The organism is Achromobacter sp. D7-1 (assembly GCF_059760445.1).
On the sequence record NZ_JCBAMT010000017.1, the window covers coordinates 1 to 23346 of the forward strand.

General features: G+C 66.4%; 21 protein-coding genes. 6 read left to right on the forward strand and 15 right to left on the reverse strand.

Going from position 1 to position 23346, the window contains the following annotated elements; genetic code table 11:
- Positions 1–21: 21 nt before the first annotated feature.
- Positions 22–1500 carry an efflux transporter outer membrane subunit gene (locus tag AC6LKD_RS09935; protein ID WP_498116069.1) on the forward strand — a complete coding sequence of 493 codons (1479 nt, stop codon included), beginning with the start codon at positions 22–24 and terminating at the stop codon, positions 1498–1500.
- Between the two features lie 172 nt (positions 1501–1672).
- On the opposite strand, the gene AC6LKD_RS09940 is transcribed toward AC6LKD_RS09935, so the two are convergent.
- The 10 genes from AC6LKD_RS09940 to AC6LKD_RS09985 all read right to left on the reverse strand — a co-directional run bounded on the left by AC6LKD_RS09940 (position 1673) and on the right by AC6LKD_RS09985 (position 13088).
- Positions 1673–4249: a sensor domain-containing protein gene (locus AC6LKD_RS09940; RefSeq protein WP_498116070.1), complete on the reverse strand. Its 2577-nt coding sequence runs from the start codon at positions 4247–4249 to the stop codon at positions 1673–1675.
- A gap of 39 nt (positions 4250–4288) precedes the next feature.
- Positions 4289–5086, reverse strand: coding sequence for a biofilm regulation diguanylate cyclase SiaD (gene siaD / locus AC6LKD_RS09945; RefSeq protein ID WP_013391336.1), 798 nt, complete (start codon positions 5084–5086; stop codon positions 4289–4291).
- Positions 5083–5460, reverse strand: coding sequence for a biofilm regulation phosphoprotein SiaC (gene siaC, locus AC6LKD_RS09950; protein WP_013391335.1), 378 nt, complete (start codon positions 5458–5460; stop codon positions 5083–5085). Before siaC ends, siaD begins: the two co-directional genes overlap by 4 nt.
- A gap of 37 nt (positions 5461–5497) precedes the next feature.
- Positions 5498–6037 (reverse strand): biofilm regulation protein kinase SiaB, encoded by a 540-nt coding sequence (gene siaB, locus AC6LKD_RS09955; RefSeq protein WP_013391334.1) that lies wholly within the window; start codon positions 6035–6037, stop codon positions 5498–5500.
- A gap of 23 nt (positions 6038–6060) precedes the next feature.
- The gene (gene siaA, locus AC6LKD_RS09960) at positions 6061–8049 is read right to left on the reverse strand and encodes a biofilm regulation protein phosphatase SiaA (RefSeq protein ID WP_202798615.1); all 1989 of its coding nucleotides are present in this window, start codon (positions 8047–8049) and stop codon (positions 6061–6063) included.
- Between the two features lie 311 nt (positions 8050–8360).
- Positions 8361–9065 carry an ABC transporter ATP-binding protein gene (locus AC6LKD_RS09965; RefSeq protein ID WP_013391332.1) on the reverse strand — a complete coding sequence of 235 codons (705 nt, stop codon included), beginning with the start codon at positions 9063–9065 and terminating at the stop codon, positions 8361–8363.
- Entirely contained in the window at positions 9065–9832 is a 768-nt protein-coding gene (locus AC6LKD_RS09970) for an ABC transporter ATP-binding protein (RefSeq protein WP_332013765.1), read from the reverse strand. Before AC6LKD_RS09970 ends, AC6LKD_RS09965 begins: the two co-directional genes overlap by 1 nt.
- Positions 9829–10794 carry a branched-chain amino acid ABC transporter permease gene (locus AC6LKD_RS09975; RefSeq protein ID WP_013391330.1) on the reverse strand — a complete coding sequence of 322 codons (966 nt, stop codon included), beginning with the start codon at positions 10792–10794 and terminating at the stop codon, positions 9829–9831. Before AC6LKD_RS09975 ends, AC6LKD_RS09970 begins: the two co-directional genes overlap by 4 nt.
- Positions 10795–10796: 2 nt before the next feature.
- On the reverse strand, positions 10797–11717 hold the full coding sequence (locus AC6LKD_RS09980) for a branched-chain amino acid ABC transporter permease (protein ID WP_013391329.1): 921 nt from the start codon (positions 11715–11717) through the stop codon (positions 10797–10799).
- A 207-nt stretch (positions 11718–11924) separates the two neighbouring features.
- Positions 11925–13088: an ABC transporter substrate-binding protein gene (locus tag AC6LKD_RS09985; RefSeq protein ID WP_013391328.1), complete on the reverse strand. Its 1164-nt coding sequence runs from the start codon at positions 13086–13088 to the stop codon at positions 11925–11927.
- A gap of 359 nt (positions 13089–13447) precedes the next feature.
- Between AC6LKD_RS09985 and AC6LKD_RS09990 the strand changes: the two genes are divergently transcribed.
- The 5 genes from AC6LKD_RS09990 to AC6LKD_RS10010 all read left to right on the forward strand — a co-directional run bounded on the left by AC6LKD_RS09990 (position 13448) and on the right by AC6LKD_RS10010 (position 18187).
- The gene (locus AC6LKD_RS09990) at positions 13448–13942 is read left to right on the forward strand and encodes a MarR family winged helix-turn-helix transcriptional regulator (protein WP_013391327.1); all 495 of its coding nucleotides are present in this window, start codon (positions 13448–13450) and stop codon (positions 13940–13942) included.
- Between the two features lie 50 nt (positions 13943–13992).
- Positions 13993–15015 (forward strand): hypothetical protein, encoded by a 1023-nt coding sequence (locus AC6LKD_RS09995; protein ID WP_013391326.1) that lies wholly within the window; start codon positions 13993–13995, stop codon positions 15013–15015.
- Positions 15016–15114: 99 nt separating this feature from the next.
- On the forward strand, positions 15115–16341 hold the full coding sequence (gene argJ, locus AC6LKD_RS10000) for a bifunctional glutamate N-acetyltransferase/amino-acid acetyltransferase ArgJ (RefSeq protein ID WP_492277199.1): 1227 nt from the start codon (positions 15115–15117) through the stop codon (positions 16339–16341).
- 24 nt (positions 16342–16365) lie between these two features.
- Positions 16366–17232 (forward strand): ATP-binding protein, encoded by an 867-nt coding sequence (locus AC6LKD_RS10005; RefSeq protein WP_207471101.1) that lies wholly within the window; start codon positions 16366–16368, stop codon positions 17230–17232.
- Entirely contained in the window at positions 17225–18187 is a 963-nt protein-coding gene (locus AC6LKD_RS10010) for a Nudix family hydrolase (protein WP_492277198.1), read from the forward strand. The genes AC6LKD_RS10005 and AC6LKD_RS10010 overlap by 8 nt, the downstream gene beginning before the upstream one ends.
- 103 nt (positions 18188–18290) lie before the next feature.
- On the opposite strand, the gene AC6LKD_RS10015 is transcribed toward AC6LKD_RS10010, so the two are convergent.
- The 5 genes from AC6LKD_RS10015 to AC6LKD_RS10035 form a co-directional block, all read right to left on the reverse strand.
- Complete coding sequence (locus AC6LKD_RS10015) at positions 18291–19484, reverse strand: low temperature requirement protein A (protein ID WP_498116071.1); 1194 nt, start codon at positions 19482–19484, stop codon at positions 18291–18293.
- 498 nt (positions 19485–19982) lie between these two features.
- Positions 19983–20723: a branched-chain amino acid ABC transporter ATP-binding protein gene (locus AC6LKD_RS10020; RefSeq protein ID WP_492277196.1), complete on the reverse strand. Its 741-nt coding sequence runs from the start codon at positions 20721–20723 to the stop codon at positions 19983–19985.
- A 1-nt stretch (position 20724) separates the two neighbouring features.
- Positions 20725–21432, reverse strand: coding sequence for an ABC transporter ATP-binding protein (locus tag AC6LKD_RS10025; RefSeq protein ID WP_013391320.1), 708 nt, complete (start codon positions 21430–21432; stop codon positions 20725–20727).
- A gap of 14 nt (positions 21433–21446) precedes the next feature.
- Positions 21447–22328, reverse strand: coding sequence for a branched-chain amino acid ABC transporter permease (locus tag AC6LKD_RS10030; protein ID WP_054459258.1), 882 nt, complete (start codon positions 22326–22328; stop codon positions 21447–21449).
- 9 nt (positions 22329–22337) lie between these two features.
- On the reverse strand, positions 22338–23330 hold the full coding sequence (locus tag AC6LKD_RS10035; protein ID WP_013391318.1) for a branched-chain amino acid ABC transporter permease: 993 nt from the start codon (positions 23328–23330) through the stop codon (positions 22338–22340).
- Between the last annotated feature and the right edge of the window lie 16 nt (positions 23331–23346).

Sequence of the window (23346 nt, forward strand, 5' to 3'; positions counted from 1 at the left end):
GCCCACAAGAGAATAGTCATCATGATCAAAAGACTGACCCGCGGTTCCGCCCTGCTTGCCGTCCTGCTCGTGCTGGCCGGCTGCGCGGTGGGCCCGACCTATGAACGGCCCTCGGCCGCGGTGCCCGCGGCCTTCAAGGAAGCCGCCCTGCCCGCCTCCGAAGCCGGCACCTGGAAGACCGCCGAGCCGTCGGAAGACGCGCTGCGCGGCGCCTGGTGGAAGGTATTCGACGACGAAGGCCTGAACCAGTTGCAGGAAGAAGCCCAACAGGCCAACCAGAACCTGCAGGCCGCCGCCGCCCGCCTGACCCAGTCGCGCGCGCTGCAACGCGAAGCCCGCGCCGGCTTCTTCCCCAACCTGGACGCCGCCTTCGGCCCCAACCGCCAGCGCCCCTCGGCCGTGTCGCAAGGCTTGCCGGACGGCACCTCGACCAGCCCGGTCACCACTTGGCGCGCACAAGGCGCCGTGTCCTACGAAGCCGACCTGTTCGGCCGCGTCGCCTCCACCTACGACGCCGCCAGCGCCGACGCCCAGCAAAGCGAAGCGCTCTACCGCTCCGTGCTGCTGGCTCTGCAGGCCGACGTCGCCACCACCTACTTCCTGGTGCGCGAACAGGACGCCGAATCGCAGCTCTACCGCCAGACGGTCAAGCTGCGCACCGACACCCTGCAACTGATCCAGCGCCGCTACGACGCCGGCGACATCAGCGAACTCGACCTGGCCCGCGCCAAGGCCGAACTCGCCAGCGCACAATCCGAAGCCCTGGGCATCGACCGCCGCCGCGCCGCCTCCGAACACGCCCTGGCCGTGCTGCTGGGCCGCGCCCCCGCGGACTTCGCCATGCCCCCGCAGCCGATCCAGAAGGTCGCGCTATCGATCCCGGCCGGCCTGCCGTCCACCCTGCTGGAACGCCGCCCCGACATCGCCGCCGCCGAACGCGCCATGGCCGCCGCCAACGCCCGCGTGGGCGCGGCCAAGTCCGCCTTCTTCCCGCGCCTGGACATCACCGGCGCCTTCGGCTACGAGTCCTCGGACCTGGGCAACCTGTTCCAGTGGTCCAGCCGCACCTTCCTGCTGGGCCCGCTGGTCGGCGCCGCGCTGTCCATGCCCATCTTCGACGGCGGCCGCCGCCAGGCCGGCCTGGACCGCGCCCGCGCCGTCTACGAAGAGGACGTCGCCGTCTACCGCCAGACCGTACTGAACGCATTCCGCGAAGTGGAAGACAACCTGGCCAACCTGCGCATCCTGGCCGACCAGACCAAAGCGCAAGACGCCGCCGTCGACGCCGCCGCCCGCGCCGCGAAGCTCTCGCACACGCAGTACCGCGAAGGCTCCATCAGCTTCCTCGACGTGATCGAAGCCGACCGCAGCGTGTTGCTGCAGCAACGCGTCTCAGTACAACTGAACGGCGAGCAAGCCCGCTCCGCCGTAGGCCTGATCCGCGCCATCGGCGGCGGCTGGGAGAACCCGGTGCCGCCGGAGACGGTGGCATCGAAGTAGAAGGCAGGCACGCCGCGGGCAACACATGTTGGCCCGTGGCATCAAGCTCACAACTCCCGCGACTGCAACCGCGGTTGCAGTCGCAAGACCAAGCGCATGACCCACGCCCCGCTGGCCTCCGATGCGATTGACATCTTGGGAACCAACGGAAGCCGCGGAAGCCGCAGAAAACCTACGGCCGTCCTCGCAGCCACTCTTCAAGATCATCAGCCGGCAACGGCGGAGAAAACAGGAACCCCTGTCCCGCCGCACACCCCTGCTCGATCAGGAACCGCCGCTGCTCTTCGTTCTCGACGCCCTCGGCCACCACAGGCAGGCTCAGGCTCTCGCCGATGCGAATCACCGCGCTGGTCAACGCCCGCGCCGCGTCGTCGCTCTCCAGGCCCTGCACGAAACTGCGGTCCAGCTTCAGTTCGTCCACGATCAGACGGCGTAGATGCCCCAGGCTGGAGTAACCCGTGCCGAAATCGTCCATCGACAGGCGCACGCCCAGGCGATGCAGCTCCGCGATGGTCCGCAAGGTGCCGGCGGTTGCATCCAGCACCACGCCTTCGGTGATCTCCAACATCAGGTCCGCCGCCGCCAAGCCGAATTCAGTCAGCGTCGCCTCGATCATCCGCGGCAGGTTCAGGTTGTGGAAATTCGTCGCCGACAGGTTCACCGACACCGACGGCACCTGCAGGCCCTTGGTGCGCCAGACCGCCAGCTGCGAACACGCTTCGCGCACGGCCCAGTCGCCCAGGTCGCCGATCAGGCCGCACTCCTCGGCCAGCGGCACGAAGCGCGCCGGCGAAATATCGCCCAGGGTCGGATGGCGCCAGCGGGCCAACGCCTCGACGCCGTACAGGTGGCCGTTCTCCAGGCCCACCTGCGGCTGATAGTGCAGCCGCAGCGCCTTGGCCTCCAGTGCGTCGCGCAAGGCGGCTTCCAGCGCCAGGCGCTCTTGCGCCTGGCGGTTCATTTCGGCGCTGAAGAAGGAAATGCGATTACGCCCTGCCGTCTTGGCCTGGTACATCGCCATGTCGGCATGGCGCAGCAGCGTGTCCATGTCGCGCCCGTTTTCCGGGAACACGCTGATACCAATGCTGACTGAAGGGTTCAGGGTGATGCCGCCCACCGAAAAGGGCTGGGCCAGGGCCACCAGCACATGCTCGGCCGCGGCCGTCAGGCGGCCGTGTTCGAAGTCCGGCATCAGCATCACGAACTCGTCGCCGGACAAGCGGCCCACGATGTCAGCCGCGCGCGCCAGGCGGCGCAGGCGCTGCGCCACGTCGCGCAGCAGCGCGTCGCCGATGGGATGGCCCAGCGTGTCGTTGACCTGCTTGAAGCGGTCCAGGTCCAGGAACAGGACGGCGACACGCTTGCGCTCGGGTTCGGCGCGGGCGATGGCCTGTTCGGCCTGCGCCAGCAGCAGGTTGCGGTTGGGCAGGCCCGTCAGCTCGTCGTAGAACGCCAGTTGGCGAATGCGGGCGCGGGCCTCTTCGCGTTCCAGCGCCAGCGCGCACAGGTAGACGCACACGTCCACCAGTCGGTGATGGAAATCGTCGGGCAGGCGCCGTTCGCGGAAATAGAAGCCGAAGGTGCCTATCACCCGGCCATCGCTGGATTTGATGGGCGAGGACCAGCAGGCCTTTATGTCCTCGGGCAGCGGCAGGTGGCGGTAATCGTCCCACAGCGGATCGGTGGAGATGTCCGGCACGATCACGGGCCGGCCCAGGAAGGCCGAGGTGCCGCAGGCGCCTGCCTGTGGACCGATGGCCACGCCGTCCAGGGCGTCGGCAAAGGCCTGCGGCAGGCTGGGCGCCGCCAGCGGCCGCAGCAGGCCGGCGTCGTCCACGCGCAGCACGCTGGCCGCCACCTCGGGCGCCAGGTGCTCGACCTCGCGGCACACCATGTTCATGACCTCGACCACCGAGGCCTCGTTGACCATGGCCTGCAGCACCCGGCGCTGCAGCACTTCATGCACCTTGGTGGGCGTGATGTCCGTCAGCACGTCCACGATATTGACCAGCGCGCCGCGTTCATCGAACACGGAGTTCGCCATTACCGAGACCCACAGCGGCCGGCCGGCGCGGTCGTAGACCAGCACATCCTTGTGGTAGCCCTCGCGGCAGGCGATGCGGCGGTCCAGCTCTTCGCGCGTCCCGCCGTCCTGCCGGCCGCCGGCCAGCAGTTCGCCCAGCTCCTGGTTCACGGCGTCGCCGCGGGCGAAGCCGAGCATGCGGTGGAAACCGTCGTTCACATAGACGATGCGGCCGTCCTTGCCCGATACCGCGACGGCGTTGCCGGTTTCGTTGATGCCCAGCAGCAGCAGGCGGACCTCTTCCTGGCGGTCGGCGTCCGCGATGGACTTGCGGGATATGACGGAAATGCGGACCACTTCGCCGGCTTCGTCGGCGATGGGCATGTAGGTGGCTTCAATCCAGACGAAACCGCCGTCGCTCTTGCGATAGCGGCAGGTGCCGGTGAAGTGTTTGCCGCCCAGCAACCGGGCCCACACCTGTTCGCCGCCGACGATGCCCTTGCCCTCGTCCATGCTGTCGCACAGCATGTCGTGGCGCAGCGCCAGGGCCTCTTCGCGGACATGGCCCACCAAGGCGAGGAAGTTCGCGTTAGCGTTCAACAAGGAGCCCGCAGGGTTGAAATCGAACAGCAGCAGCGCCCGATCCATGGACGCCAGGTAAGTGCCCGGGTGCCACGCGCCGCCTTGAGGACGCTCGTCGGTGACGCCTGGATAGGAATCAAGCATATGGGGCTCCATGCCGGATAACAGCGGGTCCGGTTTCATTCAGCGCTTCGGAAACCCGAGTTCGACGCGATCGCGTCCGTCCTGCTTGGCCAGGTACAAGGCCTGGTCCGCGCGGCTGAGCGTTTCAGAGAAGGTTTCTCCCAATTGGTGGTATGCCATGCCTATGCTGACCGTCAATCCCAAGACGCCATCCCCCACCGTGATTGCCAGGGCTCGCACCGCGCCCACCAGCCTGTCCATGACGCGCTGGGCGGCTTCGGGCTGCGTGCTGGGCAGCAGCACCAGGAATTCCTCGCCGCCCCAGCGGCCGCACAGATCGTATTCGCGCAGGTTGTTGCACAGCGCGCCGGCCAGTTCGACCAGCGCGCGGTCGCCTGTTTCATGGCCATAGCGGTCGTTGACCGACTTGAAATGATCCACGTCCAACATCGCCACGACAAAGGTCGAGCCGCCGCGGGAGACGCGCAGGACCTCCTGCTTGATCATCTCCATCAAGGCGCGCCGGTTCAACAGTCCGGTCAAGGCATCGCGGTTGGAGGTTTCCAGCAGCGCTGAATTCAGATCCCGCATCATGCTTTGATAGTGGTCCGAGATGCGCGCGATACGGGTCAGGCGGCGCAGTTGCCGGTCGAAACGGTCGCACAGGCCCAGCTCGCGTTCGTGCGCCATGCTCTGGTAGGCGTCCGACAGCTGGGTCACGCGCTCGATGCGCGCCATCTGCTCCGCCGTGTGCCGCCAGAGCGCGTCCAGCGCTTCATGCAACGGATGGTCTTGATAGGCCGGGTCCGCCAGCAATTCGGCGATGCGCTTGTCCAGCTGGGCGGCGTCGGATTTCATTGGCGGCCGATGACTGAAAAGGGAAAGGTGCAGTCTTCCTTGAATTCCTCGGCCAGCTCGCCGACGCGCTCGTTGCGCATGTCGTAGAACCAGGTCACGCTGACCTCGCGGCCCTTGCCATGAGCAGCCTCCAGCAGATCGAAGATGTCCATGACGGACTTGATGCTGCTGGTATTCAGGTACAGCAGCTCGAGCTCCAGCTTCAGGGGCGCGGCGCTGCTCAGCAAGTAGGCTTCGACCCATTCGATGACGGGGCCGAACAGCTCGAAGGAATTCTCGGGATAGGAGTCGCCACGCATCGCCAGCACGCCGGCAGCAGTGTCGGCGGTGATGGCGGGCGTGGACTGGGTCCCGGGAATATTCAAATCATTCATCAATTGCTCCAAATATATTTCTTGGCCGGGCGGGCGTTCAGATCACCACGCTCAGGCTGAAGAAGGCCTGCCCGGGGGCCGTGGCGGGTGTCAGGCTGGCCTCCAGCGGCGCGCCGGCCCGGCGAGCGATATCGATCAGCCCCAGGCCCGCGCCCGAAGCGACGCCCTGGGCGCGCGGCTTGTGCAGCTGCGTCTTGTACTCGGCCTTCAGGGCCGCCTTGTCCAGCGCCGCCAGTTCCTGGATGCGGGCGACCAGCGACTGGCCGTCCTCGGACTTGACCAGGTTGCCGGCGGACACCACATAGCGGCTTTCATCGCGGCGGCCGATCACCACCGTGGCCGAGGCGTCCACGTCGCCATGCTGCGCCGCGTACTGGCGGATGTTCTGGATCATCTCGATGTAGACCGAGAAGACGTCCATGGCCTCGGCCGGACGCGCGTGCTCCGCATTCAGGTAGTTCTTGAGCGCGTTGCCGATTTCCTCGATCAGGCTACGGGAAATCGGTCCGTTGAAGCACAACAGGGTGCGATTCTGGTTGAACCGTTCGCCCAATGCGTAAAGATCGGAGGCATTCATGGGGGTAACCGCCCTGATAACGTTTATTCGAAACGGAACGACAGCAAGGTGATGTCATCACGCTGCGGCTGGCCGCCTTGGTACTCGGCCAGCGCCTGGGTGAAGGCGGTCGCCTGTTCGGTTAACGGCCGGCGCGCGTGTGTCTTGAGCATTTCCGCGAACCGGGTATTGCCAAAGCCAAAACCGTGCTCGCCTCCCGCCTGGTCCAGGAACCCGTCCGTGACCAGATAGAAGGTCCAGCCGGGCTCCATCTGCAGTTCGATGTTTTCGTAGATCTCGGTACGCTTGTCCCCCAGCGCCCGCTTGCCGCCGGGCACCTCGCGCAGCTCTTCGCCGTTGCTTGCGTACAGGCTGATCTTGGCGCCGGCATAGCGCAGCGTGCCGGCTTGGCGGTCAATATATACCAGGGCCGCATCCGTGTTGGTGGCCAGCGCGCGGGGCAATTGCGCGTCCGCAAGCATGGCGCGGATGGCGTTGTCGGTGCGGGTCAGGATGGCGGCCGGATCGGCCGGCCCCGCCTCGGTGATCGCCAGGTCTATGGCCGCGCGGGCCAGCATGGTCATCAGCGCGCCGGGCACGCCGTGGCCGGCGCAATCCATGATGCCCAGCAGGCAGTTGGCGCCGTCGGAGCGGAACACGTAAAAGTCGCCGCCCACCACGTCGCGCGGCTTCCACAGCACGAAATGGTGCGCGCCCAGGGATTGGGTCAACTGGCGGTCCGGGAGGATGGCGCGCTGGATCAGGCTGGCGTAGTCGATGGAGTCGTCGATCTTCTTGTGCGCGGCGGCCATGGCGCGGTTGGCGTCCTCGAGCTCGGAGGTGCGCTCGCGCACCTTGGTTTCGAGTTCGGCCGTGTGCTGGCGCACCTTGTCCGCCATCACGCCGAAGGCGCGGCTGAGGTCGCCGATCTCGTCCTGGCCGCCCGGCGGCAGGCGCACGTCGTAGCTGCCGTCGGCAATGGCCCGGGCCGACTGCTGCAGGCGGCGCAAGGGTCGCAGCATCAGGCGTTCGATGGCGTATCCGAAACACAGCAGCATGGCCGCGAACAGCACCACCAGGCCGATGGCGGCGGGCCAGAGCCAATCCGTGTCCAGCACCCGGGCCGCGCCCAGGTCCACCACGGTCAGCACGTGCCAGTGCAGTTCCGGCATGTAGGCCACCGAAACCAGCTGCCGGATGCCATCCATCTTGATCCAGGCGGATTGCACCGACTGCGGGTCGGTCCGCGCCGCCTTCATGGCAGCGGCCAGCTCGGCGCGGCCCTCGCCGCCGTCCAGCAGGTTGAACACCGTGCCGCGGCCGGCGCCCGCGCCGCCGGCGCCCGAGTTGTAGGCGATGAGCGAGGCGTCCATGTGCGCCTGGATCGCGCCTTCCTCGTCGACGATGATGGGCGTGACTCCCGGCTGCCCGCTATTGACGAATTCGCGCAGGAACCCGCCCACGTCCAGGCCAGAGCCGGTCAGGCCGATGACCCGGTCGCCGTCGCGCACCTGGACGTTGATCCAGACCTTGGTGGTCTGCAGCTTCAGGTCCGGATTGACGTTGATGTTGTACTTGGCCGCGGACGCCAGCGTCAGGTAGAACCAGGCGTCATCGGCGGCGCTCTTGCTCAAGGTGTAGCGCGGCGTCTCGGACAGCGGCTGGTCGTCGTTGAAGTAATAGTTGCCCGAGGCGGCGCTGGCGATGAAATAGGCGCGGCCTAGCAGATCGCGGCGGTAGCCGTCGGCTTCGCGGAAGAACAGCTCGCGCGCGGCCGGATCGCCTTCGTGGCGCAGCCAGCGGCGCGTGACCTCGCTATCCGCCAGCCGCAGCGACAGGGCCAGTTCGCGGGACACCGGCGCCAGGATGCGCTGGCGGTTCAATTGCGTGAAGTTGTCGGAGAAAGCGCGTCCGAAGTGCTCCCGGACGCCGTCCAGCACCTGCCAGCCGATCAAGGCGGCCGGCGCCAGCGCCACCACGCACGCCAGCAACAGCGCCATCAACGATTTTCTGCGCAAACCCCATTTCGCCATGCAAAGTCTTCCTGACAACTAGATAAGACGTAACGTGCGTGAAAAGGGGACGCGTGCATAGGCGTTGGCCGTGTAAGCCGCCCCTTGCCGCGCGATTGCCCCGCCTGTTCAGCCGTGAGCCCGATGCGGGCGTACCCACGCGGCACGTCCAGCGCGACAAGTTTAGAGAACAGTGGATCCAATTGAAACAGGAGCAAACGCTTGTAAGACGTTCCCGCGCCCTAAGTTGCATTGCTGCAATATAAATGTCGATTTATTGCTTTTTATGTCACGACTGACGGCATTTGCCTGTTTACATTGCAGCTTTCTTGCTACACGCCCAGGTAGCGTTCCCATAGGCCGCGGTCGGCGTCCAGGGCCTGGGAGTCGCCGGTCCACACCACTTTGCCGCGTTCCAGGATCACGTGGCGGTCGGCCAGGCTCAACAGCCGCTCGACGTATTTGTCGATGACCAGGATGGTCTGGCCGGCCTGGCGCAGGCGGGCCAGGCAATTCCAGATTTCCTCGCGGATCTTGGGCGCCAGGCCTTCGGTGGCCTCGTCCAGGATCAGCAGCCGGGGATTGGTGACCAGCGCCCGGCCGATGGCCAGCATCTGCTGTTCGCCGCCCGAGAGCTGGTTGCCCATGTTGCGGGCGCGCTCGTGCAGGCGCGGAAAGAGTTCGAAGACCCGTTCCGGCGTCCAGGGTTCGCCGATGTCCGGATTGCGGCCGGCGACGAAGGCCGTCAGGTGCTCACGCACCGTCAGGTTGGGGAAGCACTGCCGCCCTTCCGGCACGATGGCCACGCCGACCCGCGCGATGCGGTCCGGGCTCCAGCCGCTGATGTCCTGGCCGGCGAACTGGATCTTGCCGCCGCGCAGGGGCAATTGGCCGAACAGGGTGCGCAGCAGCGTGGTCTTGCCCATGCCGTTGCGGCCCAGCAGGGTCACGACCTGGCCCGCGCCGATCTGCAGGTCCACGCCGAACAGCACCTGGCTGGCGCCGTAGCCGCTCTTGGCGGATTCGATGGTCAGCATCACGCGGTCTCCTCGTCGCCCAGGTAGGCTTGCCGCACTTCCGGGTTGGCACGGATTTCATCAGGGGTGCCGGTCGCGATCACGCGGCCGTACACCAGCACCGACAGGCGGTCGGCCAGGCGGAACACCGCCTGCATATCGTGTTCGACCAGCAGCATGGCGGCGCGGCCGCGCATGGATTCGATCAATTCGGTCAGGCGCACGGTTTCGTCCGGCCCCATGCCCGCCATGGGCTCGTCCAGCAACAGCACGTCGGGCCGCGCGGCCAGGGCCAGCGCGAATTCGACCTTGCGCTGTTCGCCGTGCGGCAAGGTGCCGGCCGGGCGCTCCAGCAGGCTGGCGTCGATGGCGCATTCACGTGCCAATTCGCGCGCCTGTTCGTACAGGGCCGATTCGGCGGCGCGCGGCTTCCAGAAGCGGAAGCTGCTGCCTGCGTGCGCCTGCACCGCCAGCACCAGGTTGTCCAGCACCGTGGACTGCTTGAAGATATTGGTGATTTGGTAGGACCGCGACAGCCCGGCGGACACGCGCTGATGGGCGTTCATGCCAGTGACGTCGCGGCCGCCCACTTTCAGCGTGCCCGAATCCGCCGTCAGCGTACCGGACAGCAGGTGGATCAGCGTGGACTTGCCCGCGCCGTTGGGGCCGATCAGGGCGTGGATTTCACCCGGGTTCAGGGACAGCGACACATTGTCGGTGGCGACCAGCGCGCCAAAGCGGCGCACCAATCCCGTAGCCTGCAAGGCCGGCGTTACGGCAGCGTTCATGATCCCACCTTGCCGGATTGGGGAGCAGCGGCGCGGCCGCTGAACAGCGGGCCGAACAGCCCGACCAGGCCCCGCGGCGCGCCGAACACCACGCACAGCAGCAGCACGCCCAGGGGCAGGTGCCAGTATTCGGTCCACAGGCGCAGCACTTCTTCCAGGGTCAGCATGACCACGGCGCCGGCCACCCCGCCATAGCGCAAGCCGATGCCGCCCACCAGCACCATGATCAGCAGGTTGGCCGACTGGGTCCAGTGCATCAGGCTGGGCGAGATGAAGAGGTTGTGGTTGGCCAGCAGCGCGCCGGCCAGGCCGGCCACCGCGCCGCTCAGCGTGAAGGCCATCAGCTTGATGCGATAGACCGGATAGCCCATGGATTCCATGCGCGATTCGTTTTCGCGTATGCCTTGCAGGGCGGTGCCAAAGCGCGAGGCCACCACACGGCTGAATACCCACATGATCAGCGCGAACAGCGCCAGTACCAGGTAGTAGAAGCTGACGTCATGCGCCAGGTCGATGCCAGGCAGGGTGGAATAGCCCGGCAGATTCAGCCCGTCCTCGCCGCCATACTGGCGCAGCGAGATAAAGATATAGAACAGCATCTGCGCGAAGGCCAGCGTGATCATGATGAAGTACACGCCGCGGGTGCGCAGCGAAATCGCCCCGGTGATGCAGGCCAGCACCGCCGCCAGCAGCATGGCCGCCGGCCAGACGATCAACGCGGAAGTGACGCCCGACATGGCCAGGATGCCGACCGCGTAGGCGCCCGCGCCGAAGAAAGCCGCATGCCCCAGCGCCACCATGCCGCCATAGCCCAGGATCAGGTTCAAGCTGGTCGCAGCCAGCGCGTAGATCAGCACGCGCCGCACGAAGGAAATATAGAAGTCCAGGCCCAGCGCCGGCGCCACCAGGGGGAAGACGGCCAGCGCGGCCAGCAGGACCACGGTCCAGATGATGGATTTCATGCTCAACCCCGCGCCGGAAACAAGCCGGAGGGCCGGAACACCAGCACTGCCGCCATCAATACGTAAATGGCGATGGCGGCCAGCGTCGGTCCGACACTGGAAGCCACGGCCGGGGAAAAGACCTGGCGCAGCAGCATGGGCAGGAAGGCCCGCCCCGCCGTGTCCACCATGCCCACCAGCAGTGCGCCGACAAAGGCGCCGCGGATCGAGCCGATGCCGCCGATGACGATGCACACCAGCACCAGGATCAGGATTTCCTCGCCCATGCCCACCTGCACCGAGGTGATCGGACCGAGCAGGGCGCCGGCCACGGCGGCCAGCATGGCGCCCAGCACGAACACGCCCAGGAACAGCAGCGGCACGCGCACGCCCATCAGGGTCGCCATCTGGCGGTTGGACGCGCCCGCCCGCACCAGCACGCCGGCGCGGGTGCGCGTCACGAACCAATACAGGCCCGCGGCGGCGGCCACGCCGAACACGATGATCATGAGGCGATAGGCGGGATACAGCAGATCCGGCAGCAGCCGGACCGGGCCGGACAGCGCGGCCGGCATGTTCAGCATGACGGGCGCCGGACCCCAAATCATCTTGACCAGATCGTTGGCGATGAGAATGACGGCGTAGGTGCCCAGCACCTGGGCCAGGTGATCCCGCAGCGCAAGGCGGCGGATCAGCGTGAGTTCCAGCACCACGCCGACGATGCCGGTGGCGACGGCCGCCACCAGGACGGCGGCGGTGAATGAACCTGTGCGCTGCATGGTCTCGGCGGCGACATAGGCGCCGGCCATGTAGAGCGAGCCGTGAGCCAGATTCATGATGTCCATGATGCCGAACACCAGGGTCAGCCCGGCCGCGATCAAAAACAACATCAACCCAAACTGCAGACCGTTCAGCAATTGCTCGACGATCAGCGTAAACGTCATGAAAACTTCCCCCTGCCGCGAAGTGCCGATGGCCTGGTTCGCGGCCTAATCAATAGAGCCATCTGATTGCGCATCGCGTCCGCGCACCAGGCACGACGCATGCTGCGGTGCCACCCGATCCAGATGCCGCGGATCCGGCTCCGCCGGTCCGCAGGCATGCCCCCTTGAGGGGGAAGCGCGCAGCGCTTCGGGGGTGGGTCTTTCCCTCTACAGCTTGCACTCGCCGACGTAGACGTCCTGGTACTTGTCGAACACCTTGCCCACCAGCTTGTTGGTGATGCGGCCGCTGCCGTCCTTGTCGACGACGCGCAGGTAGTAGGACTGGATGGGATAGTGGTTCTTGCCGTAGGTGAAGCTGCCGCGCACCGAGGGGTAGTCGGCCTTTTCCAGTGCGCGCACGATGGCTTCGCGGTCGGAGACCTTGCCGCCGGCCTGCTTGACGGCGGCGTCCATGGCCATGATCACGTCATAAGCCTGGGCGGCGTACACCGAGGGATAGCGGCCGTTGTATTCCTTGCGGAAGGCTTCGACGAAGGTCTTGTTCTGCGGCACGTCCAGGTCATGCGCCCACTGCGCCGTGTTGTACATGCCCAGCATGGGTTCGCCCACGGCCTGGATCACGTCCTCGTCGGCCGAGAAGCCCGGGCCGATCAGCTTGACGCTCTGCGCCAGGCCGGTCGAGACGAACTGCTTGACGAAGTTGATGCCCATGCCGCCCGGCAGGAAGATATAGACGGCATCCGGCTTGGCGGCGCGGATCTGCGCCAGCTCGGCGGCGTAGTCGATCTGGCCGAGCTTGGTGTAGACCTCGTCGCCCGGGGCGGTCTTGTAGCCGCGCTTGAAGCCGTTCAAGGCGTCCTTGCCGGCCGGATAGTCCGGGGCCATGATGAACATCTTCTTGAAGCCGCGATCCGCCGCGACCTTGCCGGCCGCTTCGTGGAAGGCGTCGTTCTGGTAGGACGTGCCGAACCAGTACGCATTGCACTGCGCGCCGGCGAACTGGCTGGGGCCGGGGTTGTTCGACAGGTACGGCACCTTGGCCGCGAACAGCGCGGGGCCGACGGCCAGCGCCACGTTCGAGCCGATGGGGCCGGTGAAGAAATCGACCTTGTCGCGCTGGATGTAGCGCGTCACTAGTTGGCGGGCCTGGTCGGGGTTGCCGCCCATGTCGGTCTGCACGAATTCGGCGGGCTGTCCGCCCAGCTTGCTGCCCAGTTGCTTGATGGCCAGGTTGAAGCCGTCGCGGGCTTCGGCGCCCAGCGCCGAGAACGGGCCGGAGATGTCGTTGGCGATGCCGACCTTGATGGTGTCGGCGCTGGCCAGTGCCGGCACCAGGGCGGCGGCGGCCAGAAGGGAAGTGATCAAACGCATGGTGGTGTGCTCCGTGCGCGAGCCCGCGCAGAGGGTGTTCTTTTTTGGAATCGCGATTCGAAAGACTTCTTGCTGCACAGCCAAGGCTGGCGTGCTTCATAGTTTAGGTTTAAAGTATTCGGCAAAACAAGTCTAGGGTTTTTACCAAAGGGTTTTTACTAATAAGCTACCGCCATGGCTACCCTCCACCAAAACTATCAAAGCGCAGCGCCAGCTACCCGGCACGACGTTCGCGCGACAGTACCCGACATCCCGCCGATACTCAAGAAGCGCGCCGCCGGCAAGGCCACGGCCTGCCCGACGATCCTCGTTCAACAGCATCTGGCGCCCGCCCCTCATTCCCGGTAATTTCCATAGCCATGACCGATACCCCCGACCTGGAATCGCGCGCCGCGCCCGACGACCACCATGCGTTGCGCCTGTGGCTGCGCATGCTGACCTGCGCCAATCTCGTCGAAAGCGAGATCCGCAGCCGCCTGCGCACTGAATTCGACACCACGCTGCCGCGCTTCGACCTGATGGCGCAATTGCAGCGCGCGCCCAAGGGCATGAAGATGGGCGAACTGTCGCGTCACATGATGGTCACCAACGGCAATATCACCGGCATCACCGACCAACTCGAAAAGGAAGGCCTGGTGGTGCGCACCAAGGTCGAGTCCGACCGCCGCAGTTCGCTCATCAAGCTCACGCCGCTGGGCAAGAAAAGCTTCGCCCGCATGGCCCGCGCCCACGAATCCTGGGTCAAGTCCATGTTCGGCGACCTGCCCGAAGGCACGCGCAACGCGCTGTTCCAGGCCTTGGGCGAACTCAAGCTGCAAGTGGTGGCGACCCGCTCGGAATCGGCCAAGAACTGAAGGCCCGTGCGCGCCGATGTCCGCTTGCGGATTGGCGCATAATTGCCGCCATGATTCCGGTTTCTCTTCCTGGCGGTAATTTCTACGTGCTGATGGCAGCGTCGCTGGCCTGCCTCGCCACGCTGCTGACCTGGCTGGCCGTACTGGCCACCACTTCCAGCGCCCGGGCATGGCTGGGCGGCCACCGGCGCGGCGGCGCCATCGTGATGGCCTTACTCGCCATCATCGGCGCCATTTTTCCCTATCAGCAGTTCAGCCTGTGGTTCTCGGCCAGGCAAAGCGCCCAGTCCGACGCCGAACGCAAGACCGTGCTGGCGCAGCCGACCCAGTTGGCTGGACTGGAGATGCCGGCCGGCACCGTGCTCAGCTTGGCCAAGCCGGGCGATCTGACTTCGTTCGACCTCGCCGTCTTCCCGGAAGCCCACCCAGCCTCCATCCAGGGCGTCGCGGCTACGCGCCTGTTCCGCTATCCAGCCAGCAGCAAGCAGGCCGAGACCCTGTCGGTGGAGATCGCGCGCGACCAGGCGCAGGACGGCTGGCTGTGCGCGCACGGACACCGCCTCGAATTCGTGTTGCGCGAAGGCCGCCCGAGCTTCGCCAGCTGCCATCTGGCCATCGGCAACACCCTGAACCAGCAGCCCGTGCCGCCCGGCGCCTGGCTAAAGGTCGTCAACGGCGCCCCCGCCGCCGACGCGCCGCGCTGGCTGCTGCGCACCGAAGGCAGCGACGCGCTGGAGGTGGCCCGCATGCCCTTGCTGAAGGTGGACATGCAGCTGGACAGCCAGCGCCGCATGCTGGATTTCGAAGGCCTGTTGGCCCGCGAAACCGTGCTGGGCGACATGACCTACCAGCCCGGCACCCGAGTGCTCGCCGCCAACCTCCGCCTGCCGGGCGCCCAGCCGGGCGATCTGCTGTTTTCGCCGTCGCGCGGGCGTTCGGCGCGCCGCGCCGGCGGCGAGGACGTGCCGGCGGGCAAGTCGGTGCTGCAGGCCCCGGACGGCGCCGTGCGCAGCGTGCTGAGCAACCGCGAGGCCGGCGTGCTGGACGTAGCCGCCATGCGGATCGGCCCCTGACCGGACGCTGTCCCATTCCGGTGGGATAATACGAAGCTTTCCCCCGCGCGCCGCCTCGCCTGGCGGCGATTCCGTCCTGCTCATACATGAGACGAAGTCATGGCCGTTAATCTGCAGATCCCCTCCGAGTCCGAAATTTTTCCTGTTGCCGGCGTTGAAATCGGCGTTACCGAGGCCGGCATCCGCAAAGCCAACCGACGCGACCTGACCGTATTCCGCTTCGCGCCGGGCACCAGCGTGGCCGGCGTGTTCACGCGCAACCGTTTCTGCGCCGCGCCGGTACAAGTCTGCCAGGCGCATCTTGCCGCCGGCGGCCCGATCAGCGCCCTGGTCATCAACACCGGCAACGCCAACGCCGGCACCGGCGAGGAAGGCCTGCAGAAGGCCAAGGACACCTGCGCCGCGCTGGGCAAGCTGCTGGGCGTGCCCGCCGCCGAAATCCTGCCCTTCTCCACCGGCGTCATCCTCGAACCGCTGCCGCTGGACCGCCTGGTGGCAGGCCTGCCCGCCGCCATCGCCGACCTGGGCGCCGACCACTGGTTCAGCGCCGCCCACGGCATCATGACGACCGACACCCTGCCGAAGATCGCTTCGGCCAAGGTGCAGATCGGCGGCAAGACCGTCACCTTCACCGGCATCAGCAAGGGCGCCGGCATGATCCGGCCCAACATGGCCACCATGCTGAGCTTCCTGGCGACCGACGCCGGCATCGCCCAGCCGCTGCTGGCCAAGCTGGCCGGCGAAATCGCCGACGCCTCGTTCAACCGCATCACGGTCGACGGCGACACCTCCACCAACGACTCCTTCATCATTGCCGCCACCGGCAAGTCGGGCGTCGAAGTGAATGCCGAATCCGATCCGGCCTACGCCGCCGTGCGCGAAGCCCTGACGGCCGCGGCGCTGGAACTGGCCACCAAGATCGTGCGCGACGCCGAAGGCGCGACCAAGTTCATGACCATCCGCGTGGAAGAAGCCGGCAATACCGAGGAAGCGCTGAAGGTGGCGTACGCCGTGGCCCACTCGCCGCTGGTCAAGACCGCCTTCTTCGCTTCGGACCCCAACCTGGGCCGCATCCTGGCCGCGGTGGGCTACGCCGGCATCGACGACCTGGACGTCTCCAATATCCGCCTGTGGCTGGACGAGGTGCTGGTGGCCAAGGACGGCGGCCGCAACCCCGCCTACCAGGAAGCCGATGGCCAGCGCGTGATGAAGCAGGCCGAGATCCAGGTGCGCATCGCACTGGGCCGCGGCCAGGTCAGCGACACGGTCTACACCTGCGACTTCTCGCACGAGTACGTGTCCATCAACGCCGACTACCGCTCCTGATCCGCAACTTCCTGGACTGCAGACGTGACCGCAACCGAGTTCTCTACCCTTATCCAGCGCGCCGAGCGCGTGCTGGCGCAGCTGGAAGCCTGGCTTCCGCCCGCAACGCCCGAGATCGACTGGACCGCCCACGCCTACCGCTGGCGCAAGCGCGGCGCCCGCGGCTGGCTGGACGCCGTGCGCCACGTAGCGCGCATCGACATGGCGGACCTGCAGCATATCGAGCGCCAGAAGGGCATCATCGACCGCAACACGCTGCAGTTCCTCGAGAAGAAGCCCGCCAACAACGTGCTCATGACCGGCGCCCGCGGCACCGGCAAGAGCTCGCTGGTCAAGGCCATGCTGGCCGCCTACGGCGATCGCGGGCTGCGCCTGATCGAAGTGGACAAGTCGGATCTGGGCGATCTGGCCGACATCGTCGAACTGGTCGCCGCCCGCCCCGAACGCTTCATCGTGTTCTGCGACGACCTGTCGTTCGAGGAAGGCGAAGCCGGCTACAAGGCGCTGAAGTCGGTGCTGGACGGTTCGGTGTCGGCCTCGGGCGACAACGTGCTGATCTACGCCACCTCCAACCGGCGCCACCTGATGCCGGAATACATGAGCGAGAACCTGGCGGCCAAGCACCAGCCCGACGGCGAGATCCACCCCGGCGAAACGGTCGAGGAAAAGATCTCGCTGTCCGAGCGCTTCGGCCTGTGGCTGTCGTTCTACCCCTTCAAGCAGGACGACTACCTGGACATCGTCTACCACTGGCTGCGCGAGCTGGGCTGCCCGGAAGCGCAGATCGAACCCTCGCGCACCGAGGCGCTGCAATGGACCATCGAGCGCGGCTCGCGTTCGGGCCGTGTGGCGTATCAATTTGCGCGCGACTGGGCGGCCCGTCATGTCTGAAAAGATCGTCGACGTCGCTGCCGGCCTGATCCTGCGTCCGGACGGCATGTTGCTGCTGGGGCAGCGCCCCGAAGGCAAGCCCTGGGCCGGCTGGTGGGAGCTGCCCGGCGGCAAGCTGGAACCGGGCGAAACCGTGCTGGAAGCGCTGGCGCGCGAACTGCAGGAAGAGATCGGCATCCGCGTCACGCAGTCGCGGCCCTGGGTCACCTATGTGCACGCCTATCCCCACACCACGGTGCGCCTGGCGTTCTGCCACGTCACCGGCTGGGAAGGCGAACCGCGCAGCCTGGAAAACCAGCGCCTGGAATGGGTCAACCCTGCGCAAGCGGCATCGGTGGGCGATTTGTTGCCTGCCACCCTGCCCCCGCTGCGTTGGTTGCAGCTGCCCACTTCCTACGGCATCAGTTCCGTGGGTTCGCGGGCCGGCGTGGCCGCTTTCCTGGGCCGGCTGGAAGCAGCGCTGGCGCGCGGCGTGAAGCTGGTGCAGTTGCGCGAACCGCAATGGCCGGACGGCGTGGCCTCTCCTTCGCTGCATGAAGTGCTGCAACAGGTGCAAAAGCGCTGCCGCGCCGCAGGCGCCCGGGTGTTGGTCAACAGCGTCCATCCCGCGGCCTGGTGGCGCGAAGCCGACGGCGTGCATCTGCGCGCGGCCGATGCCGCCAAGCTCACGGCGCGCCCTGAACTCCCCGCAGGTGCGCTGGTCGGCGTATCCGCGCACGACAACGACCAGGTCGTCCACGCACGCGAACTTGGCGCCGACTTCGCGGTGCTGGGTCCGGTGCTGGACACGCCCAGCCACCCCGGCGCGCCGACGCTGGGATGGGAAGGTTTCGTGGCAGGCAACCGGGACGCCGGCATCCCGGTATTCGCGCTGGGCGGCCAGTCCACCCAGACCGTGTCGCAGGCGCTGCGCCATGGCGCGCACGGCATTGCCGGGATACGCGGACTGATCTGAGCCGCGCGGCGGCTTTGCCGAAAGCCGCCGCCTGCCTGCTCGACGGGCGCATCCAACGGCTCATGGCTGGGGCTGCCTCCAGCCCCGCCCTCACCGATTGACGCTAATCCACGATTCCTTGCGGTGCGCTGGCATGCGCCCTGCGCCGCGACAGGCTTTCCCAGGCCGCCACCAGAATCATGATCAAGGTGGTCAAACCGCCCACCATGAGGTTGTCGGTCACAAAGGCCACGGGCGCCAGCACCGCCAGCAACACCAACCCCACGACATGCGACAGCGGGAAACGGCCGTAGACCACCGTCTTGTAGATGCCGTTGCCCGCCAGGTATAGCGCCGGGCCGCCGATCAGCGCGGCAGCCGCCGGCATGGCAATGCGTCCGTCCGGATGCAATATGACCAACTCGTTGGCCACGGCGGACACGATCACGCCGGCGATCAGGATGACATGCACATAATGGAACCAGGCGCCGATGCGGCCTGGATCGTCGCTATGCACGATGGCCTCGCTGCCGTCGCGGCTGCTGGTGTCGAAATACACCCACCACATGGCGGCCGTACCCAGGAAGGCCGCCAGCAGCGCGATCAGCGCGGGCGCGTTCCAGCGCTCCAGGTCGGCCAGCGTGGCGCCGCTGATGAGCAGGGTTTCGCCCAGCGCGACGATGACGAACAGTTGGCAGCGCTCCGCCAGGTGGCCTCCCTCGATCGTCCATTCGCTGGTCGCGGAACGCCCCAGGCCGGGAAAGCGAAAGCCGATCATGGGCGACAGATACTCGCAGGCCACCGCCAGCGCCCACAACGCCAGCCGGGTGCCGTCCTGAGACAGTCCGCCGGCGATCCACAAGACCGCCGATACGCACAGCCAGGCCAGCATGCGGCGGAAGTTGGGCGCCAGCGGATGCGCGGGTCCCAGGTGCAGCACGATGAACAGCGTGCGGCCCACCTGGATCAGCACGTAGCTGACCGCGAACACCAGTCCGGTGGCCCCGAAAGCGCCCGGCAAGGCCGCGCCAGAGACCAGCCCGGCCAGCATCACGGCGAACAGCATGACGCGCATCGGCACCGCGTCGGGGTCGAACCAGTTGGTGACCCAGCAGGTGTACTGCCAGCCCAGCCAGACGGCGAACCACAGCACCAAGGCATGGAGCGCGCCCATCAAGGTCAGATCGTGCAGCAGGCTGTGGGATATTTGGGTGACCGCGAAAACGTACACCAGGTCGAAGAACAGCTCGACGTAGGTGACGCGAGCTTCGTGCCCGTCGCGGCGACGCAGCAGGTTGGCGCTTGCGAAGAAGGTCATGGCATAGGCTGGCTGGTGATGGTGGCGCAGCCAGATTAGCGCAAGGCAGGCCGTGCCGAACCGTCAAATAATGCAAAGCCGAGCGGGCGTGGCGGCGACGCCACGCGCCTGGTTCTGCCGGGCCTGGAGACCGACCTCACGGGCAGGGACCCAAGCGCATGCCGCGCACGGCGGGTTGCGCCCTGCGGTAAGCCGTCATAGGCAGACTTCACATGGCGCGCTATAAAAGATCCGCCACGCAAGTACCAAGGAGCGTTCCATGAAACCAGCATTTGCCTACAAAACACGCCATAGCCGCGCCGCCAGCCTAGGAAGCAGCACTGCCCGGCCAGCCAGCCGGGCTCCGGGGTATGGCCTCACCATCGACGAACGACAAGTCCCGACGCCAGCCGACAAATCGTGGGACGCCTGGTTCGCCGCCGAGCCAGCTACGGCCGACTTTCTCAACGACCGCGGACAGCCCGTGGAATCGGTCCGATACCGCACCGAACCTCGCCGTCAGTCAATCTTGTAATCCATCCACGACGCAACCATCTCCCGCAGGCCCCCGCCGTCATCGAAGGCTTCGCGTCCGCCCTCGGCCTTGTTGCGGCCCAGTTCCAGGATGTACATATAGTCGGACACCTCCGCGCAGCGGCGCACGTTCTGGTCCACCAGCACCACCGTCATGCCTTCATCGGCAAAGCCGCGGATCAGGGTGTAGATCTCCTTGGAGATCTTGGGCGCGAGCATGGCGGTGGGCTCGTCCAGCAGGATGACGGAGGGCTCGATCAGCAAGGCCCGGCCGAACTCCACGAAGCGCTGCTGTCCGCCGCTCATACTGGAGACAGGATCGTCGCGCTTCTGCGCCAGGATCGGAAAGCGGTCATAGACCGAGTCAATGCGCTGGCGCACGCGCGCCTTGTCCTTGCGGAACGGCCAGCAGCCCAGCAGCAGGTTGTCGTGCACCGACAGTTCACCGAACAGGCTGCGGTGCTGCGGCACGAAGGCCACGCCGTGGCCCGCGCGTTCGTGCGAGGGCTGCGCGCTGATGTCCGCGCCGCGCAGGGTGATGCGGCCGGTGCGCGGCGGCAGGAAACCGAACATGGTCTTCAGCACCGTGGACTTGCCGGCGCCGTTGGGACCGATGACGCCGGTCACCTTGCCCGCGCGCGCCTGGATGTTGACGTGGTTAAGGATGGTGATGTCGCCGTGGTAGGCCACGGTCACGTCTTCCAGCGCGAGTATCGACGTGCTCATGTCAGGCTCCCAGATAGGCTTCGACCACGCGGGGGTCGGCGCGCACTTGCTCGGCGTTGCCCTGGCTCAGGATGGCGCCTTCGTTCATGACGATGATGTGGTGGGACAGCTGGTAGATCGAGGTCAGGTCGTGCGACACCAGCACCACCGAGCAATCGTGCTCGCCAGGCAGTTCGCGGATGACCGAGATCAGCAGTTGCGCCAGCGCCGGATTGACGCCGGCGAAAGGTTCGTCCAGCAGCACCACCTTGGGGCGCGCCACCATGATGCGCGCCAGCTCCACCAGCTTCTGCTGTCCGCCGGACAGCTCTTCTGCATAGTTGTGGCGCAGCCGGTGCAACTCGACCTTGTGCAGCCAGTATTCGGATTGCGCATAGCGTTCGTCGGCGCTGCGGCCGGTCTGCTGCTGCGCCACTTCCAGGTTGTCCAGCAGGGTCAGCTGGCGGAAGATGCGCGGCACCTGGAAAGTACGTCCCACACCAAGGCGGGCGACCTCGTGGATCTGCTTGCCGGCGATGTTCTGGCCGTCGAGCTCGATACGACCTTCGTCCGGGGTGTAGATGCCGTTGATGCAATTGAGCATGGTGGTCTTGCCCGACCCGTTCATGCCGATGATGCCCAGGATGGAACCCCGCGGCACGTCCACGTCCACGCCCTGCAAGGCCACCAGCCCGCCGAAGCGCTTCTTGAGATTGCTGACTTTCAACATGTGTCAGGCTCCTGTTAGCGCAACGCCTGGCGGCCGAAGAGTCCGCTGGGCCGGATGAAGATGGTGGCGACCATGAGCGCAAATCCGCAGATCGTGGCAATGGAAGGATTGAAGAACACCACCGACACCTGTTCCGTGACGCCGAACAGCAGCGCCCCGACCAGCGCCCCCACCGGATGGCCCAGGCCGCCCAGTACGATGACGATGAAGCCGATCAAGGTGTAGTCGTTGCCCATGAACGGCGAGAAAGCGGGAAACACCATCGCCACCAGTACGCCGCTGGCGGCGGCCAGGCCTATGCCCAGCCCGAAGGCCACGGCCGACAGGCGTTCGGCGTTGATGCCAACGATGCGCACGGCGTCGCGGTTCATGATGATGGCGCGCAGCGCCTTGCCCAGCTGGCTGCGGTACAGGAACACCGTCAGCGCGCCGATGATGGCCAGGGCGATGACCAGCGCCAGCAAACGCACGGTGGGGATCAGCACCGGCCCGAACTTCAGGAACACGGGTTCGATCTCATAGGGCAGCGAGCGCGCATCCGCGTCGAACACCAGCAGCATGATGGCGCCCAGCATGATGGACACGCCGAACATCAGCAGCAGCGAGCTGATCTCGGGATCGTCCGCCTTGGACAGGCGCGGGATCAGCACGAAGTACAGCAGGTAGCCCGCCAGGAAGAACGCGGCGAAGGCCAACGGCAGCGCCACCAGCGGGTTGATGCCGGCGTACTCCATCAGATAGAAGGCGAAGTAGGCGCCCAGCACCAGAAATTCGCCGTGCGCGAAGTTGACCACGCGCAGCACGCCGAAGATCACGTTCAGCCCCACGCCGATCAGGCCGTAGATGGCGCCCAGGATCAGGCCGTTGATCAGCCCTTGGATAATCAGTCCGGTCATGGCGGTTCCTCAGGCGATGTAGCGGCGCAGTTGCGGCTTGCGTTTGATCAGGCTGCCGACGATGCCGCGCGGCAGGAACAGCATCAGCAGCACGATGATCAGGCCCAGCAGCAGCAGGTTCACCACCGGGAATTTCTGCCAGATCACGTGGTCGATGCCCAAGAGCGCCAGGGTGCCGACGACCGGCCCGAGGATGGTGCCGAAACCGCCCGCCATGGCGTAGATGATGCTCTTGGCGGTGATCAGCACATGGAAGGCGTATTCCGGATCCACCACGTTGGTGTACCAGGCCTCGATACCGCCAGCCAGCGCCGGGAACAGCGCGGCCAGCAGCCAGGCCTTGAGCCGGGTATTGGGCACGTGGATGCCGACGCAGGCGGCGGCGCCGTCGTCGTCGCGGATGGCCTTGAGCGCGCGGCCCAGGCTGGACACCGACAGCCAGGTGACGGTGGCCAGGGTGGCGCCCATCACCGCCAGCATGGCGTAGTAGCTGTGCGTGGGGTTGTTGGCGTTGGACAGGATGATGCCCATGCTGCCGCCGGTGAAGGACTGCGGCAGGTTGGAGATGATGAGCTTGACGATGGTGGCCAGCGCCAGGCTCACAATGCCGAAGTACACCCCGCGCAGGCGCAGCGTGGGTGCCAGCAGCAGCGCGATCGCCACGCCCACGCCGCCCGCCGCCAGCAGCGACGGCAGGATGGGCCAGCCCAGGATCTTGTAGCAGATGCCGGTGGCGTAGGAGCCCACGCCGTAGAACACCACGTAGCCGAACGGCAGATAGCCGGTGAAGCCGACGCAGATGTTCATGGCGCTGGCCATGGTGATCCACAGCATCAGATAGAACGCGAACGAGATGTTCGACGTCGCCATCGGGATCAGGGCCAGGCCCGCGGCCAGGCCGGCAAAGACGATGATGGCGATGCGGGTGCGCAACCGCACTGCGCGCTGATCCTGCGCGCGATGCGAGGCGGCGCCCGCCGCCAGGACGGGACTGCTGCTCATATGTCTTCCTCCGGGC

What these genes read in the sequence shown, in the direction of transcription:
- AC6LKD_RS09990 (WP_013391327.1), top strand. Translation starts at nt 13,448, where the DNA reads ATGACCGATACCCCCGACCTGGAATCGCGCGCCGCGCCCGACGACCAC.
- siaB (WP_013391334.1), bottom strand. Translation starts at nt 6,037, where the DNA reads ATGAATGCCTCCGATCTTTACGCATTGGGCGAACGGTTCAACCAGAAT.
- AC6LKD_RS09975 (WP_013391330.1), bottom strand. Translation starts at nt 10,794, where the DNA reads ATGAAATCCATCATCTGGACCGTGGTCCTGCTGGCCGCGCTGGCCGTC.
- AC6LKD_RS09980 (WP_013391329.1), bottom strand. Translation starts at nt 11,717, where the DNA reads ATGACGTTTACGCTGATCGTCGAGCAATTGCTGAACGGTCTGCAGTTT.
- AC6LKD_RS10015 (WP_498116071.1), bottom strand. Translation starts at nt 19,484, where the DNA reads ATGACCTTCTTCGCAAGCGCCAACCTGCTGCGTCGCCGCGACGGGCAC.
- siaD (WP_013391336.1), bottom strand. Translation starts at nt 5,086, where the DNA reads ATGAAATCCGACGCCGCCCAGCTGGACAAGCGCATCGCCGAATTGCTG.
- AC6LKD_RS10010 (WP_492277198.1), top strand. Translation starts at nt 17,225, where the DNA reads ATGTCTGAAAAGATCGTCGACGTCGCTGCCGGCCTGATCCTGCGTCCG.
- AC6LKD_RS10020 (WP_492277196.1), bottom strand. Translation starts at nt 20,723, where the DNA reads ATGAGCACGTCGATACTCGCGCTGGAAGACGTGACCGTGGCCTACCAC.
- siaA (WP_202798615.1), bottom strand. Translation starts at nt 8,049, where the DNA reads ATGGCGAAATGGGGTTTGCGCAGAAAATCGTTGATGGCGCTGTTGCTG.
- AC6LKD_RS09940 (WP_498116070.1), bottom strand. Translation starts at nt 4,249, where the DNA reads ATGCTTGATTCCTATCCAGGCGTCACCGACGAGCGTCCTCAAGGCGGC.
- AC6LKD_RS09985 (WP_013391328.1), bottom strand. Translation starts at nt 13,088, where the DNA reads ATGCGTTTGATCACTTCCCTTCTGGCCGCCGCCGCCCTGGTGCCGGCA.
- AC6LKD_RS10025 (WP_013391320.1), bottom strand. Translation starts at nt 21,432, where the DNA reads ATGTTGAAAGTCAGCAATCTCAAGAAGCGCTTCGGCGGGCTGGTGGCC.
- AC6LKD_RS09970 (WP_332013765.1), bottom strand. Translation starts at nt 9,832, where the DNA reads ATGAACGCTGCCGTAACGCCGGCCTTGCAGGCTACGGGATTGGTGCGC.
- AC6LKD_RS10030 (WP_054459258.1), bottom strand. Translation starts at nt 22,328, where the DNA reads ATGACCGGACTGATTATCCAAGGGCTGATCAACGGCCTGATCCTGGGC.
- AC6LKD_RS09995 (WP_013391326.1), top strand. Translation starts at nt 13,993, where the DNA reads ATGATTCCGGTTTCTCTTCCTGGCGGTAATTTCTACGTGCTGATGGCA.
- argJ (WP_492277199.1), top strand. Translation starts at nt 15,115, where the DNA reads ATGGCCGTTAATCTGCAGATCCCCTCCGAGTCCGAAATTTTTCCTGTT.
- AC6LKD_RS10035 (WP_013391318.1), bottom strand. Translation starts at nt 23,330, where the DNA reads ATGAGCAGCAGTCCCGTCCTGGCGGCGGGCGCCGCCTCGCATCGCGCG.
- AC6LKD_RS09935 (WP_498116069.1), top strand. Translation starts at nt 22, where the DNA reads ATGATCAAAAGACTGACCCGCGGTTCCGCCCTGCTTGCCGTCCTGCTC.
- AC6LKD_RS09965 (WP_013391332.1), bottom strand. Translation starts at nt 9,065, where the DNA reads ATGCTGACCATCGAATCCGCCAAGAGCGGCTACGGCGCCAGCCAGGTG.
- siaC (WP_013391335.1), bottom strand. Translation starts at nt 5,460, where the DNA reads ATGAATGATTTGAATATTCCCGGGACCCAGTCCACGCCCGCCATCACC.